Source organism: Niveispirillum sp. SYP-B3756 (assembly GCF_009495745.1).
In the GTDB taxonomy this organism is placed as follows: domain Bacteria; phylum Pseudomonadota; class Alphaproteobacteria; order Azospirillales; family Azospirillaceae; genus Niveispirillum.
In genome coordinates this window covers 88,576-101,941 of sequence record NZ_WIDQ01000013.1, presented here as the reverse complement: position 1 = coordinate 101,941, position 13,366 = coordinate 88,576, and the positions used below count along the sequence as shown (strand labels likewise).

The window sequence follows — 13,366 nt, the reverse complement described above, 5'->3', positions numbered from 1 at the left end:
TATGTCGCTGCGACAGCTTGTCCATATTGCAACGCAACAAAATGGAGCCAAAGCAAACCGCAGCATATTCTGCCGTCCCGCCGGGGCGAATCCCTGCCCCCACCCGCTTTACGGGGACCAGATCGGCGACACACCCCGGCGGGACGGGCCTATGCTTTGGCTTGGTTCATCCCCCCCCCCAAAGGCAGACCCCAATGCTGAAGCGCAACCGTTCCCTTCTGGATATTGACCGCGACCACCTGATCCACCCGGTCACCTCCTTCCGCGGGCACGAGGCGCGCGGGGCCACCCTGCTGCAAAGCGGCAAGGGCATGTTCCTGACGGACGTGGATGGCAAGGAACTGATCGATGCCTTTGCCGGCCTGTGGTGCGTGAATGTCGGCTATGGCCATGACAGCATTGTGGAAGTGGCGGCCGAACAGATGCGCCGCCTGCCCTATGCCACCGGCTATTTCCATTTCGGCAGCGAGCCGGCGGTGAAGCTGGCGGAAAAGCTGGTGGAGTTGAGCCCGGCCAATCTGACGCGGGTTTATTTCACCCTGGGCGGGTCGGACGCGGTGGATTCTGCCGTGCGCTACATCATCCATTATTTCAACGCCATCGGCAAACCGGCCAAGAAGCACTTCATCGCGCTGGAGCGGGGCTATCACGGTTCCTCCACCGTCGGGTCGGGGCTGACGGCGCTGGGTAACTTCCATCGCTTCTTCGATGTGCCACGCCCTTGGCAGCACCATATCCCCTCCCCCTACCCCTATCGCAGCCCGGTCGGCGGCAATGCCCAGGCGGTGATCGACCTGTCGGTGGCCCAGTTGCGCGCCAAGGTGGCCGAACTGGGGGCGGACAATGTCGCCGCCTTCTTCTGTGAGCCGATCCAGGGCTCTGGCGGGGTGGTGGTGCCGCCCAAGGGCTGGCTGAAGGCCATGCGCGAGGCTTGCCGGGAACTGGATATCCTGTTCATCGCCGACGAGGTGATCACCGGTTTCGGCCGCACCGGCCCCATGTTCGCCTGCGAACATGAAGGGGTGCAGCCGGACCTGATGACCGTGGCCAAGGGGCTGACCGCCGGCTATGCCCCGATGGGGGCGGTGCTGATGTCCGAACAGATATTCAAGGGCATCGCCGATGGGGCGGCCCCCGACCTGCCCATCGGCCATGGCTTCACCTATTCCGGCCACCCGGTCAGCGCCGCCGTGGGGCTGGAGGTGATGCGGCTTTATACGGAGGGCGGCATCCTGGCCAATGGGCAGGCCGTAGGGGCCGATTTCGCCGCCGGGCTGGCCAGCTTGGCCGATCATCCGCTGGTGGGTGATACGCGCGGCCTGGGCCTGCTGGGTGCCATCGAACTGGTCGCCGACAAGGAAAACAAGGCCCGGTTTGACAATGACCTGAAGCTGCCCGACCGGCTGTTCGCCAAGGCCTATGCGAATGGCGTGATCTTCCGCGCCTTTGCCGATGGTATCATCGGGCTGGCCCCGGCGCTGTGCTGCAACCCCGATGAAATGTCGTTGATTTTCAACCGTATCCGGCAGACGCTGGACCAGTTGCTGGAAGAGCCGGACATCCGGGCCGCCATGCGCTGAGACCAGTACCGCCCACCCCGCCTTCCCCTGCGCCCCTGGCATATTCGAGATAGGTGTTCGGCAGATGTTACCGGGACCGAAGCTAGACCGGATCGACCTGAAGATCCTGGCGCAACTCCAGCAAGCCGGCCGCATCACCAATGTGGAACTGGCCGATGCCGTGGGCCTGTCGCCCAGCCCGTGCCTGACGCGGGTGAAGCGGCTGGAAAAGGCGGGCTACATCACCGGCTATGGCGCCCATATCAACCTGAACAAGCTGGGTGAATTCCTCACCGTTTTCACCCAGGTGACGCTGACCGAACATCGCAGCGGCGATTTCTCCCGCTTCGAGACCAAAATCCGCAAGATCGATGAGATCGTGGAATGCCATCTGGTCAGCGGCGGCTATGACTATCTGCTGAAATTCGTCACCCATGGCGTGGCGCATTATCAGACAATCATCGAAGGGATGCTGGAAGGCGATTTCGGCATCGAGAAATATTTCAGCTATGTCGTGATCAAATCCCCCTTCATCAAACACCATTACCCGATCCAGACCCTGTTCGGCGATCGGCATGAGTGAGGGGGATTGCTTTCAGTAGAACGTAATCCCCTGCCTTCCCCGCGAAAGCGGGGATCCAGGAGCCACGGGGAACCACAGCTCCGTGCTCCCGGCCCCTGGCTCCCCGCTTTCGCGGGGAAGGCAAGGTAAGTGAATGCAGCCCCCCAACCGGACCCCTGCCCATGCCTGACAGCATTGCTGACCTTCTGCCGTCCCTGGTGGATTTCCGCCGTGACCTTCATGCGCATCCGGAACTGGGGTTCAAGGAACATCGCACCGCCGCCCGCATCGCCGCCGCCCTGCGCGAGGCGGGGCTGGAGGTGCATGAAGGCATCGGCGGCACCGGCATTGTCGGGGTGCTGAAGGCCGGATCGTCGGGTCGGGCCATTGCCCTGCGCGCCGATATGGATGCGCTGCCCATCCAGGAACAGACGGGCCTGCCCCATGCCAGTTGCCATGCCGGCGTGTTCCATGGCTGCGGCCATGACGGGCATTCCACCATGCTGCTGGGGGCGGCCCGGCACCTCGCCCGCACCAGGCGGTTTGACGGCACCATCCATTTCATCTTCCAGCCGGCCGAGGAAGGCTTGGGCGGGGCACGTGCCATGGTGCAGGATGGGCTGTTCCAGCGCTTCCCCAGCCAACGGGTCTTCGCCCTGCATAACTGGCCGGACCTGCCCGCCGGCACCGTGGCCACCCGGCCCGGCCCGATCATGGCGGCGGCGGACAAGTTTGAAATCACCCTGCGCGGCAAAGGCGGCCACGCCGCCATGCCGCATGTCACCCCCGATGCCGTGCTGGCGGCCAGCGATCTGGTCGGCCAGTTGAACAGCATCATCTCCCGCCGCATCCCGCCCACATCGTCGGCCGTGCTGTCGGTCACGCGTATCCAGGGCGGCCACGCCCATAATGTGCTGCCGGCGGCTGTAACGCTGGGCGGTACGGTGCGCAGTTTCGATCCCCCCGTGCAGGACACGATTGAGGCCGCCCTGCGCCAGGTGGCGGCCGGCGTGGCCCTGGCCAGCGGGACAGAAGCCGACATCACCTATGACCGCTATTACCCGGCCACCATCAATGATGCCGAGGCGGCGGAAGAGGCGCTGCGCATTGCCGCCGGCGTCTGCACTTCCGTGCGCGCGCCGGAGCCGGCCTTCACCTCAGAAGATTTCGCCTTCATGTTGCAGGCCTGCAAGGGCGCCTATCTCTGGCTGGGTCAGGGCGGGGCGTCGGCCCCGCTGCACCATCCCCACTATGATTTCAACGACGCCATCATCCCGACCGGCGTCTCCTTGTTCTGCGCATTGGCAGAATCGCGGTCATAGGCGGAGCGGGACTGGAAAATCCGGTCGGAATTGCTGAAGGCCCATTTGCTCAGCGCCTCCACCGGTTCGCGCAGCGAATGGCCCAGATCGGTCAGTTGATAATCCACCCGCGGCGGGATGGTGGGATAGATGGTGCGGCTGACCAGCCCATCACGCTCCAGCCCCCGCAGGGTCAGGGTCAGCATCCGCTGGGAAATCCCGCCGATGCGCCGCTTCAACTCGTTGAAGCGGCACGGCCCGTCTGCCAGCAGCACGACAATCAGCACGCTCCACTTGTCGCCGATGCGCGTCAGCACGCTGTTGACCATGGCGCAGCGGCCGTGGAAATCATCGCCACCGTGCATTTCCCCAGGTTGTTCAGTCACATTACTGTTACTGGGTTCCATCCATGTGCCTCCTTGCGCGGACATCGGCAGTTACCTTATGTGTCCCGGTATTCATTTTATACCATGCAAGAAGGCCCAGACCATGAAGCTTTTGCACCTCGATTCCAGCGTTCTCGGCCCCTATTCCGTCAGCCGTGACCTGAGCGCCGACATCACCAAGAAGCTGAGCGCCGCCGACGGCGTGGATGTCAGCTACCGTGACCTGGCCGCCACCCCGGTGCCGCACCTGTCGGGGCTGACGCTGGCCGCCGGCATGGGCAATTATGATGCCAGCAACGATGCGGCCACCCAGGCCGATCTGGCGCTGAGCGGCAGCATCCTGGAAGAATTCCTGGCCGCCGACGTGCTGGTGATCGGTGCCGGTCTTTACAATTTCACCATCCCCAGCCAGCTGAAAGCCTGGATCGACCGCATCTGCGTGGCCGGCAAGACCTTCCGCTACGGTGCCAATGGGCCGGAAGGTCTGTGCGGGGCCAAGCGCGTGATCGTCGCCCTGGCCCGTGGCGGTGTCTATTCCAGCGGCCCCGCCGCCGATTTTGAACATGGTGAGACCTATCTGAAGGCCATTTTCGGCTTCCTGGGCATCACCAATGTTGAATTCATCATCGCCGAGGGCGTAGCCATGGGGGATGAGGCCAAGGCCGCCGCTGTCAGCGGTGCCAAGACCCAGATCGAAAGCCTGAAGGTCGCCTGATAATATTCTTTTGCCATGATCAGAACCTATCGGTTCTGATCATGGCCCTCGGGCGCCGGGCGGGCGCATCCGTTGGCCTGGCTTCACGCGGCACGGGCCGCGCGGCGGCAGTCGCCGCCGTACCAAGTTGCGATGAGTTCACCTCATCGCAACTTGGTATAAGCACCATGAAAATGCGGGGCCTCTGTCCTGCCCTTCCCAGCACCGGTAATCCCCCTTAAACTACCGAAAAAAGGGGGAGCATATGAAGGCCTGGTGGGGGGGATGGTTGGCATATGGCCAATGATGAATCCCGGTTGATCACACTGGCGGCGCGCTATCTGCGTGACCGGCCACCCGAATATGGGCTGCTGCTGGACCTGTCACGCGTGCTGCATATCGAGGAGCCGGTGTTTAAACGCTCCCTGGTGCGCTGGCTGGCCGGTGAGGGCGAGCCGCTGGAAAAGCCGCAACCCGGCAGCGGCCCTTCCATTCAGCTTTTCCAGCTTCCCCACGACCGTATCGTGCTGATCATCCCGGAGGCGCAACTGGCCGACCGGCGCACCCGGCTGGGCCGGGTGGCGCAGGTACTGGGCGAGAAACATGCCGGCAACATCGGGGCCCGCTGGTTCAACCTGTCCCGAGAGGCGGAAGCCTTTCAGGTTGCCGTGCAGACCCTGGCGGCAGAGGCCGGGCGCAACCTGTTCCCCCATGCCCCGCCGGACGGAGAACAGCTTGACCAGTTCATGATGTTGGAGCGGGCGCTGCACGCGGTGGATATTTCCTCCCTGCTGCGGGAGCAGTTTGTCTACCGGATGGAGCCGAATGGAAGGCTGGTGCCCGTCATGGCGGAGCGCACCGTGGCGCTGGAGGTTCTGGACCGGCTGTTTTCCACCAGCCTGCGCCAGAACCCCTGGCTGTTCGACAAGGTGACAGATGTGCTGGACAGCCGGATGCTCTATCACCTGCTGCGCGACCAGCAGGCGCACAGCCTGCCCATCGCCGTAAAACTGCACGCCGCCACGGTGACCAGCGAGGAATTCCGTGGCATCGTCGCCCGCTTTCCAGCCCGGCTGCACGGGCAGTTGGTGGTGGAACTGCCCTTCCTGGAATGGGAAGCGGCGCGACGCGCCTTCAATGAGGCGCTGCAGACCGCCAAGCGGGAGGATATCGCCATCGCCCTGGACCATGTGCCGGCCACCCCGCCGGAAGACCGCGCCCTGCCGCCGGTCGACTGGTACCGTATCCCCTGGCACGATGGGCAGGGCCATTTCATCAATGTGGTGGATGCCATGGGCTGGCTGACGGGTATTGACCCCAGCCGCTGCATCCTGACCCGCTGCACCCGGACGGACGCCGTGTCGGCCGGCCGGCAAGCCGGCATCAGCCATTTCCAGGGGGTGGCTGTGCAGCGCATGGCCCGCCAGCAGGAAGATGCCCGCCGCCGCGCCCGCCACCGGCGGGAAGCGACCGCCCCATGAAAAAGGCCACCGGCGTGGGTACCGGTGGCCTTTTTCATGGGGAAGGGCGTTGCCTCACCCCACTTCGCTGCTGGTATCCTCGTCATAGCCGATCAGCCAGAAATTCACCCCCACGCCGAACAGGGTGAACAACATGCCGCCGACAAACATGCCGGTATCATGGGCATTCGCGGCCAGGATCATGCCCAGCAGGGCCAGCAGCACCGCGAAAATACCGAAAATCCACTTGCCCATGTCACTTCTCCTTGGATGGGGCGGTTTGATCAGGGACGGCCGGCAAGGGTTTGCCGTCGTCGTAAAGGACGCGGACGGCCGCACCGTCCAGATCGTCGAACTGGCCACTGCGCACCGACCACATGAAGCCGGCCAACCCGGCCAGACCCAGCAGCAGTGCAAGGGGGATGAGGAATAACAGGGCCGTCATGGCAGGCTCCGTTTAGCGCGGGAAAGGCGCAGCGCATTGACCAGCACCACCAGCGAGGAAGAGGACATGGCCAAAGCCGCGATCAGCGGCGTGGCATGGCCCAGCATGGCAATGGGCACTGCGCAAAGATTATAAAGCAGGGAAAAAGCCAGATTCTGCGTCACCAGCCGTTCCGACCGTTTGGCGACCCACAGCAATTCGGCCACCGGGGCCAGATGATCGCCCTGGAAAATGCTGTCCGCCGCCGTCTGCGCCACATCCACCGCCGTGCTGGGGGAGACGGAGACATCGGCCGAGGCCAGGGCGGCGGCATCGTTCAAGCCATCCCCCACCATCAGCACCCGCCGCCCCTCTGCCCGCATGGCAGCCAGGGCAGCGGCTTTGCCGGCCGGGTCCACCCCAGCGCGCCAGTCCTGGATGCCCAACTGATCGGCAAGGGCCGCCACCGCCCCTTCCCGGTCGCCGGACAACAGCGCCACGCCATAGCCGCGCTGGCGCAGGGTGGCCACGGTGGCCGCCGCATCCGGGCGCGGCGCGTCGATAAAGCTGAAGCGCAGCGGCGCGCGGCCCGGCTGGGCTAGCCACAGCTCCGGCCCGGCGGCATTTTCCACCAAGGGGGCCGGCACCGGGCCAACAAAGCCGCGACGGCCCAGCCGAACGGTACCGTTCGGCCCATCCCATTCCAGCCCGGCGCCCGGCACTTCGCGCACATCATGCGCCACCGGCCCCGGCCCGGCGGCCCGGGCGATGGCGCGCGACAGCGGGTGCCGGCTGAACCGGGCCAGACTGGCCGCCAGTTCCAGATCGGCAGCACTGCGCGCCGGATCGGCCAGCAATTCCGGGCGACCCAGGGTCAAGGTGCCGGTCTTGTCGAACACCACCAGATCGACCTTGGCCAGCCGTTCCAGCGCGGTGGGGGATTTCAGCAGCACGCCCTGGCGCATCAGCCGGCCCGTGGCCACCACCTGCACCGCCGGCACGGCCAGCGCCAGGGCGCAGGGGCAGGTGATGATCAGCACGGACACGGCGATGAACAAGGCCGGCTGCCAGGCCAGCCCCACACCCAGCGTCCAGGCCAGGAAAGTGGCGATGGCGGCGGTATGCACCACGGGCGTGTAATTGCGGGCCACCCGCTCGGCCAGGGCGACGAAACGGGCCCGCCCCTGTTCGGCCGATTCCATCAGCCGGACGATTTCCGCCAGCAGCGTATCTTCCCCGCGCGCCGTCACGGTGACGCGCAGCGGGGCCGACAGGTTCACCATGCCGGCAAATACCTTGTCCCCCACGCCGGCCGGCTGGGGATTGCTTTCGCCGGTAACGACAGAGGTGTCGATATCCGATGTGCCGGCGGCGATGGCGCCATCCACACCGATCCTTTCACCCACCGCCACCAGCACTATGGCCCCCACTGGCACCTGGGCCGGCGGCGTCGGCACGGCGCTGCCATCCGGCCCCAGCATCATCACCGGGGCGCGGCCCAGCGCCAGCAGATGTTCGGCCGCCGACCGAGCACGGCCACGGGCGCGCGCATCCAGAAAGCGGCCGATCAGCAGGAAGAACAGCAGCATGACCGCGCCATCGAAATAGGCGTGCTGGCCATGGCGCAGCGTTTCCCACAGCGATGTCAGAGTGGCCAGGGTGACGCCGATGGAAATCGGCACATCCATGTTGGACCGCCGCGCCCGCAGCGCCCCGATGGCCGAGCGGAAGAAGGGCCACCCGGCATAGGCCACCGTGGGAATGGCGATCAATGCTGAGAGCCAATGCATCATGGTGCGCGTCGCCTCCCCCATGCTGCCGGCATGGCCGGACCAGATGGAGACTGACAACAGCATGATATTCATGGCGGAAAAGCCCGCCAGCGCCATGGCGCGCACCAGTTCCCGCTCGCCGCGCTTTTGCGGGTCATCCGCCCCGTCAGCCCCCGGCACGGCGGGGCGATAGCCCAGCCGGCGCAGGATATCGACAAAGCGGCCGGCCCGCCCGGCATCGCCATGCCAGCGCAGGGCCAGCCGGCTGCTGGTCAGGTTGACGCGGGCGGACACAACCTCTGCTTCCCGCCGCAGCACGCTTTCAATCAGCCAGACGCAGGCGCCGCAGGTCAGCCCGTCCAGCACCAGCCGCATCTGGCAATCGCCCCCCGGCAGCGTCTCCGTGGCCGATGCCAGATCCAGCGGCGCTTCCTCTGAAAGGTCGCCCACCGGCTTGGCCGCCACATCGCGCCTTGCGTAATAGGCGTCCAGGCCCAGATCATGGATCAGGCCATGCGCGCCCTCGCAGCCGGGGGAGCAAAAGCGGCTGCCCGGCAAGGCCGGCTGGCCACAATGGGCACAGAGCACCGTTTCACCCGGCATCCGGGGCTGCAGGGCGGCTTGGTCGGTCACGGGACGAACACCCTTTCCACCAACAGATAGCGTTCGCCGCCATTCAGCAGCGTGGCATTGACATCCCACTGCCCATGCTGCGGCACCGCATCCAGATTGGCGACATAGCGGCCATTGCCGATACCGGTGAAGGACAGGGCCACCGGGGCCAGCCCGCCCAGCGGGCGTTCCAGATCGCCCGTCACCGTAGCCCGGTCCATCGGCAGACCGTCACGGCCGGTCAGGTGGATTTCCAGCATCCGGCCCTGGACCTTGGTTTCCACCTTCCAGCCCAGCGCGTCCTGGTGGGCCTTCGCGGCCAGCACATGATTATATTGTACGCCCCGTTCATAGGGCTTTTCCACCGCCAGACCGGAGAAGGATTTCAGCGCATAGGTCACCAGCACGCCATTGACGGCGATGACCACCAGCATGGCACCAACGAAAACCCAGGGAATCCACAAGCTCTTGCGGGGTGTCTCAATCATGGTCATGGCATCACCGGCGGACAGGGTGGGGGCCGACGAAGACGGCGTGATATTCATCGCCTTCGCCACGGACGGGATTGTGCAGCAGGAATTCGAACTCAGTCTTCTCATCACGTTTGCGGTCGGGCGGCAGGGTGACGAAGACGCGGAAGGTGGCCACCTTGTCGCCCTTGGTGGGCAACACCACCGGCTGGCCATCGCGCACCTCCCCCACATCCTGCACGGTCAGCAGGGCACCGGGCGGCATATCCTCCAGCGACAGCTGGAAATCCACCGGCTCCCGCCGCTTATTGAGGATTTTCAGCGTATAGCCATTGCGCACGCCGCCATCGGACAGGGTAACGAACAGCGGTGCCCGGTCGCGCAGCACACTGACCTGAACCGTAGTGCGGGTCAGCAGGGCCACAAGCATGATGGCGCTGACGATCAGCAACAAGGCGGCATAGATCAGCACGCGGGGGCGGATGATCTGCCACTTGGCGCGGCCACCCTGGGCACGGGCGCGCTGGCGGGCCTCGGTGTCGAAGGTGATCAGTTCCTGCGGACGGCCAACCTTGGCCATGATCTCGTTGCAGCTATCGATGCACAGGCCGCAACCGATACATTCAAGCTGAATACCGTCGCGGATATCGATGCCGGTGGGGCAGACAGCGACGCACTGGCCGCAATCGATACAATCGCCCCGGCCTTCCCAACTGGTACCGGCCTTGTGCGGCCCGCGCTTTTCCCCCCGCCAGGATTCATAGGTCACCACCATGGACTGATCGTCCAGCATAGCGGCCTGGAAACGCGGCCAGGGGCACATATAGGTGCAGACCTGTTCGCGCGCCCAGCCGGCCAGCACGTAGGTGGTCGCCGTGAACAGGCCGACAAAGAAATACTGCATGGAGGTCGCGGTACCGGTGAAGAAATCCACCAGGAAGGTCGGCGCATCGTTGAAATAGAGCGCCCAGGCTCCACCGGTGGCCAGCGCAATGGCAAACCAGACAGTGTGCTTGACCGTTTTACGCCAGACCTTCTCGAAAGACAGCGGCGCCTTGTCCAACCGCATCCGGGCGCCGCGATCACCCTCGATCCAGCGTTCCACCAGCATGAACAGGTCGGTCCAGACCGTCTGCGGGCAGGTATAGCCGCACCAGAGCCGGCCGAACAGCGAGGTGACCAGAAACAGGCCCAAGGCCCCCAGCACCAGCAGGCCGGTGATGAAATAGACCTCCTGCGGCCAGATCTCGATATTGAACAGATAGGCGCGCGGCGCCCCGATATCGATCAGCAGCGCCTGGTTCGGCGCTTCTGCTCCCCGGTCCCAGCGCAGCCAGGGCGCCAGATAATAGAAGGCCAGACAGAAGATCAGCACCGCCCATTTGATGGTGCGATACTTGCCCTTCACCGCCTTGGGATAGACCTTCACATGGTCGGCATAAAGCGAGTTGGAATCGCTGGGATTGCCCTTCGGACGCGGCTTGCGGCCGCCAGGGGCCGGCTTGTCCTTGCTGCCATTCTCGAAAGAAGCCTGGGCCGCATCGGCGGCAGCAGCCTTTTCCAGCAATGTGTTCGGCCCGGTCATGGGGGGTCTCTCGGGGGTTGGGGCATCAAAATAGTTCGGGCGGCAAGCCACCCGTGAGGGCACCCTATGCCCCCTGCCCCGCCCCCGCTTTGCGATAGATCAAATCCTGGTCTGCCAATCATATGGTAACCAACATGTCGCAAGACGCTGGGGCAATCCAGACAAGCGGATGAAAGACAATAGGCCGCCGTCCATGGGGAACGGCGGCCTGTGTGATTGATGCAATGCCCCCTGTGCGGGAACAAAGATCAGATCAACGGTCCTTATTGGACTTCTGGTTGCTGTTCTTCGTGCCGTACCAGGTTTCCCAATCAACGAAGGCGCTAAAGCTGATCCCCCCGGACGCCAGATCCAGCAGTTCGTCGGACAGTTCATTTTCATCCAGGGCGGCGGGCAGCACGATGGTCACTTCACCCGGCTGATCTTCCACCACAGTGATCTTGTAACCAGGGATCGGATCGCCCCCCAGCAGGCTCTTCACCGCCTCATGCGGGTTGAACAGCAGCAGGGCACGGAAGGTCGGATCGGTCTCGGCACGTTCAATAAGGCCGGCGGTCACATGCGCACGGGCCTTGCTCAGGGGGGAAATTTCAGCGGTCATCCTGGCACCTTTGATAAAGAGTGTAACAAATAGGCCGCATTATTATCGGCAACCGCTGAAAGAAAATTGCCTAAATTTCTATGAAAAATACTCAAAAAGCTCTGTAAAACGGAAATTTAAACGAAAATTAGTGCACTATTTTAAATAATTTTAATAACAACTCATGAAAATACCAAAAAATGGCCGCCGGTATTGTACCCGGCGGCCACCAACGTCTCTACCCGACTGATTGGGCAGATGGAATGATGTAAAACAGATCAGCGGTTCTTCGGCTTCCTGTCCGGGTACGGCGGGCCATAGAGGATGAAGGCGCTGAAGGAAGTGCCGCCGGAGGCCAGGTCCAGCAGCTCGTCCGACAATTCGCTTTCTTCCAGGGCGGCCGGCAGCACGATGGTCACTTCACCGGGCTTTTCCTCAACCACATTGATCTTGAAGCCGGGGATGGGGTCGATGCCCAGGGTGCGCTTCACCCCTTCATGCGGATTGGCCAGCAGCAGGGCGCGGAATTCCGGGTCGGCCTCGGCCCGTTCGATAATGGATGCCACGGCGTGGTCGCGCGCCTTGCGCATCGGGAAGGGTTCGGCACTCATCGTGTTGTCCTCCGGTGGGTGGTGATGGTGTGCCGAAAACCTACCGCGACCGGCCTATTTGCGCGTGCCCGCCCTTCTATGCGCCGGGCGCTAAAGGGTTTGCGGGCGGGAACCCGTATGCCCTCCGCACTGTTCTCACTTTGGAAACAAAATATGGAGGGTGCAATGCGTGGTATTCTGCTCTGGGCCGTTGGTGTGCCCATCCCGATCATCATCCTGCTTTACCTGTTTGGCGTATTTTGATGATCTTGCCGGGAAACCTTTGACCAAGATCAAGGAAACCGCCTGCATCCGACGGCATGATGCTTCCGGTTGACACATGATCGGTCAGGGGCACACACGCCATGGAACCCAAGGATATCGTCGTTTTTCTGGAAGAGACCGAGGGAAGCGACGGCAGGTTGAACTACGCCGCTGCACTGGCCAAGCGCTGGCAGGCACATCTGATTGCCACCTATGTCATCAATCCGCTGCATCTGGACCGCCATGCTGGCTTCGCCATCGGGGTCGGTCTGACGGAAATGTTGAACCAGCATCGTCTGCGCACCCAGGCGGCGATGCTGGACAACCGTGCCCGGTTTGAAACCCTGTGCCAGCGCCGCAGCTTCACGGCGGAATGGCGGGTTGCAGAGGATGAAACGGGCGAAGGGTTGATGCTGCACGCCCGCCATGCCGGGCTGGCCATCGTCGGGCCACCGCTGAAGCCTGATATCGCCAATCCCAGCCTGTTGGGGCTGGCCAATGACGTCATCTTTGCTTCCGGGCGTCCTACCCTCTGCCTGCCTGCCCACTGGTCAGCGGCGCGCATCGGCGGCCCGATTGTCGTGGGCTGGAATGCCAGCCGGGAGGCGACGCGCGCCATTGCCGCCGCTATGCCCTTCCTGATCGCGGCAGAGGAGGTGCATGTGGTGGTGGCCCCCGATGCCCGCCTGCGCCGGCTGTATGGTCAGGAGCCAGGGGCCGATATCACCGCCCATCTGGCCCGTTATGGCGTGCGCGCCGTGCTGGACCAGCGGCCGGGCGATGATGCCGGGGCCATTCTGATGGAACGCTGCCGTGAACTTCATGCCGACATGCTGGTGATGGGCGCGGTTGGCCGCTCCCGGATCAGCGAATTCGTCTTCGGCGGGGCCACGCGCAAGCTGCTGGACAAGGCGGAATTGCCGCTGCTGCTGTCGCAGTAATACCAATCCGCCGAAAGGTTGACCTTTCGGCGGATTGGAGGCCGGCGACTGCCGGCCCGCCGCACGTGCGGCGTAAGCCAAGCTGCCAGAGGCAGCGCCCGGCGCATGAGGGAACACGAAATCCCCCTGGATCGGTCACGATCAAGGGGGATTGGTATAAGGTTGG

Annotated in this window: 14 protein-coding genes; 6 read left to right on the top strand and 8 right to left on the bottom strand. The window is 63.9% G+C overall.

Translation table 11 applies throughout. The features are described 5' to 3' along the window. Positions 1–194 precede the first annotated feature (194 nt). The 3 genes from GE253_RS19920 to GE253_RS19910 all read left to right on the top strand — a co-directional run bounded on the left by GE253_RS19920 (position 195) and on the right by GE253_RS19910 (position 3,443). Complete coding sequence (locus GE253_RS19920) at positions 195–1,580, top strand: aspartate aminotransferase family protein (RefSeq protein WP_153205894.1); 1,386 nt, start codon at positions 195–197, stop codon at positions 1,578–1,580. A 64-nt stretch (positions 1,581–1,644) separates the two neighbouring features. Next, complete coding sequence (locus GE253_RS19915) at positions 1,645–2,142, top strand: Lrp/AsnC family transcriptional regulator (protein ID WP_089289087.1); 498 nt, start codon at positions 1,645–1,647, stop codon at positions 2,140–2,142. A 161-nt stretch (positions 2,143–2,303) separates the two neighbouring features. Next, the gene (locus tag GE253_RS19910; RefSeq protein WP_153205893.1) at positions 2,304–3,443 is read left to right on the top strand and encodes a M20 aminoacylase family protein; all 1,140 of its coding nucleotides are present in this window, start codon (positions 2,304–2,306) and stop codon (positions 3,441–3,443) included. Here the strand turns inward: GE253_RS19910 and GE253_RS19905 are convergent. Continuing rightward, positions 3,371–3,787 (bottom strand): helix-turn-helix domain-containing protein, encoded by a 417-nt coding sequence (locus tag GE253_RS19905; RefSeq protein ID WP_211101526.1) that lies wholly within the window; start codon positions 3,785–3,787, stop codon positions 3,371–3,373. The genes GE253_RS19910 and GE253_RS19905 overlap by 73 nt on opposite strands. 124 nt (positions 3,788–3,911) lie before the next feature. Between GE253_RS19905 and GE253_RS19900 the strand changes: the two genes are divergently transcribed. Both GE253_RS19900 and GE253_RS19895 read left to right on the top strand, forming a co-directional pair. Continuing rightward, entirely contained in the window at positions 3,912–4,523 is a 612-nt protein-coding gene (locus GE253_RS19900) for an FMN-dependent NADH-azoreductase (protein WP_153205891.1), read from the top strand. Positions 4,524–4,798: 275 nt separating this feature from the next. After that, positions 4,799–5,983, top strand: coding sequence for a hypothetical protein (locus GE253_RS19895; RefSeq protein WP_153205890.1), 1,185 nt, complete (start codon positions 4,799–4,801; stop codon positions 5,981–5,983). Between the two features lie 54 nt (positions 5,984–6,037). On the opposite strand, the gene GE253_RS19890 is transcribed toward GE253_RS19895, so the two are convergent. The 7 genes from GE253_RS19890 to GE253_RS19860 form a co-directional block, all read right to left on the bottom strand. Beyond that, complete coding sequence (locus GE253_RS19890; protein WP_153205889.1) at positions 6,038–6,217, bottom strand: hypothetical protein; 180 nt, start codon at positions 6,215–6,217, stop codon at positions 6,038–6,040. Position 6,218: 1 nt separating this feature from the next. Continuing rightward, positions 6,219–6,407 carry a cbb3-type cytochrome oxidase assembly protein CcoS gene (gene ccoS / locus GE253_RS19885; protein ID WP_153205888.1) on the bottom strand — a complete coding sequence of 63 codons (189 nt, stop codon included), beginning with the start codon at positions 6,405–6,407 and terminating at the stop codon, positions 6,219–6,221. After that, positions 6,404–8,791: a heavy metal translocating P-type ATPase gene (locus GE253_RS19880; protein WP_348770906.1), complete on the bottom strand. Its 2,388-nt coding sequence runs from the start codon at positions 8,789–8,791 to the stop codon at positions 6,404–6,406. The genes ccoS and GE253_RS19880 overlap by 4 nt, the downstream gene beginning before the upstream one ends. Next, on the bottom strand, positions 8,788–9,315 hold the full coding sequence (locus GE253_RS19875; RefSeq protein WP_247878764.1) for a FixH family protein: 528 nt from the start codon (positions 9,313–9,315) through the stop codon (positions 8,788–8,790). The genes GE253_RS19880 and GE253_RS19875 overlap by 4 nt, the downstream gene beginning before the upstream one ends. Beyond that, a complete protein-coding gene (gene ccoG / locus GE253_RS19870) occupies positions 9,269–10,825 on the bottom strand; it encodes a cytochrome c oxidase accessory protein CcoG (protein ID WP_153205887.1) in 1,557 nt (518 codons plus the stop codon). The genes GE253_RS19875 and ccoG overlap by 47 nt, the downstream gene beginning before the upstream one ends. 253 nt (positions 10,826–11,078) lie before the next feature. Then, positions 11,079–11,426 carry an NHLP leader peptide family natural product precursor gene (locus GE253_RS19865; protein ID WP_153205886.1) on the bottom strand — a complete coding sequence of 116 codons (348 nt, stop codon included), beginning with the start codon at positions 11,424–11,426 and terminating at the stop codon, positions 11,079–11,081. A 257-nt stretch (positions 11,427–11,683) separates the two neighbouring features. Beyond that, on the bottom strand, positions 11,684–12,016 hold the full coding sequence (locus GE253_RS19860; protein ID WP_089289078.1) for an NHLP leader peptide family RiPP precursor: 333 nt from the start codon (positions 12,014–12,016) through the stop codon (positions 11,684–11,686). 344 nt (positions 12,017–12,360) lie between these two features. Here GE253_RS19860 and GE253_RS19855 point away from each other — a divergent pair, with 344 nt between their 5' ends. Next, positions 12,361–13,200 (top strand): universal stress protein, encoded by an 840-nt coding sequence (locus GE253_RS19855; RefSeq protein ID WP_153205885.1) that lies wholly within the window; start codon positions 12,361–12,363, stop codon positions 13,198–13,200. Positions 13,201–13,366: the final 166 nt, after the last annotated feature.

Excerpts from the sequence above, each read along its gene's own strand:
- GE253_RS19915 (WP_089289087.1), top strand. The coding sequence starts at position 1,645 with ATGTTACCGGGACCGAAGCTAGACCGGATCGACCTGAAGATCCTGGCG.
- GE253_RS19910 (WP_153205893.1), top strand. The coding sequence starts at position 2,304 with ATGCCTGACAGCATTGCTGACCTTCTGCCGTCCCTGGTGGATTTCCGC.
- GE253_RS19855 (WP_153205885.1), top strand. The coding sequence starts at position 12,361 with ATGGAACCCAAGGATATCGTCGTTTTTCTGGAAGAGACCGAGGGAAGC.
- GE253_RS19860 (WP_089289078.1), bottom strand. The coding sequence starts at position 12,016 with ATGAGTGCCGAACCCTTCCCGATGCGCAAGGCGCGCGACCACGCCGTG.
- GE253_RS19895 (WP_153205890.1), top strand. The coding sequence starts at position 4,799 with ATGGCCAATGATGAATCCCGGTTGATCACACTGGCGGCGCGCTATCTG.
- GE253_RS19905 (WP_211101526.1), bottom strand. The coding sequence starts at position 3,787 with ATGCACGGTGGCGATGATTTCCACGGCCGCTGCGCCATGGTCAACAGC.
- GE253_RS19875 (WP_247878764.1), bottom strand. The coding sequence starts at position 9,315 with ATGAATATCACGCCGTCTTCGTCGGCCCCCACCCTGTCCGCCGGTGAT.
- ccoG (WP_153205887.1), bottom strand. The coding sequence starts at position 10,825 with ATGACCGGGCCGAACACATTGCTGGAAAAGGCTGCTGCCGCCGATGCG.
- GE253_RS19865 (WP_153205886.1), bottom strand. The coding sequence starts at position 11,426 with ATGACCGCTGAAATTTCCCCCCTGAGCAAGGCCCGTGCGCATGTGACC.
- GE253_RS19890 (WP_153205889.1), bottom strand. The coding sequence starts at position 6,217 with ATGGGCAAGTGGATTTTCGGTATTTTCGCGGTGCTGCTGGCCCTGCTG.
- ccoS (WP_153205888.1), bottom strand. The coding sequence starts at position 6,407 with ATGACGGCCCTGTTATTCCTCATCCCCCTTGCACTGCTGCTGGGTCTG.
- GE253_RS19900 (WP_153205891.1), top strand. The coding sequence starts at position 3,912 with ATGAAGCTTTTGCACCTCGATTCCAGCGTTCTCGGCCCCTATTCCGTC.
- GE253_RS19920 (WP_153205894.1), top strand. The coding sequence starts at position 195 with ATGCTGAAGCGCAACCGTTCCCTTCTGGATATTGACCGCGACCACCTG.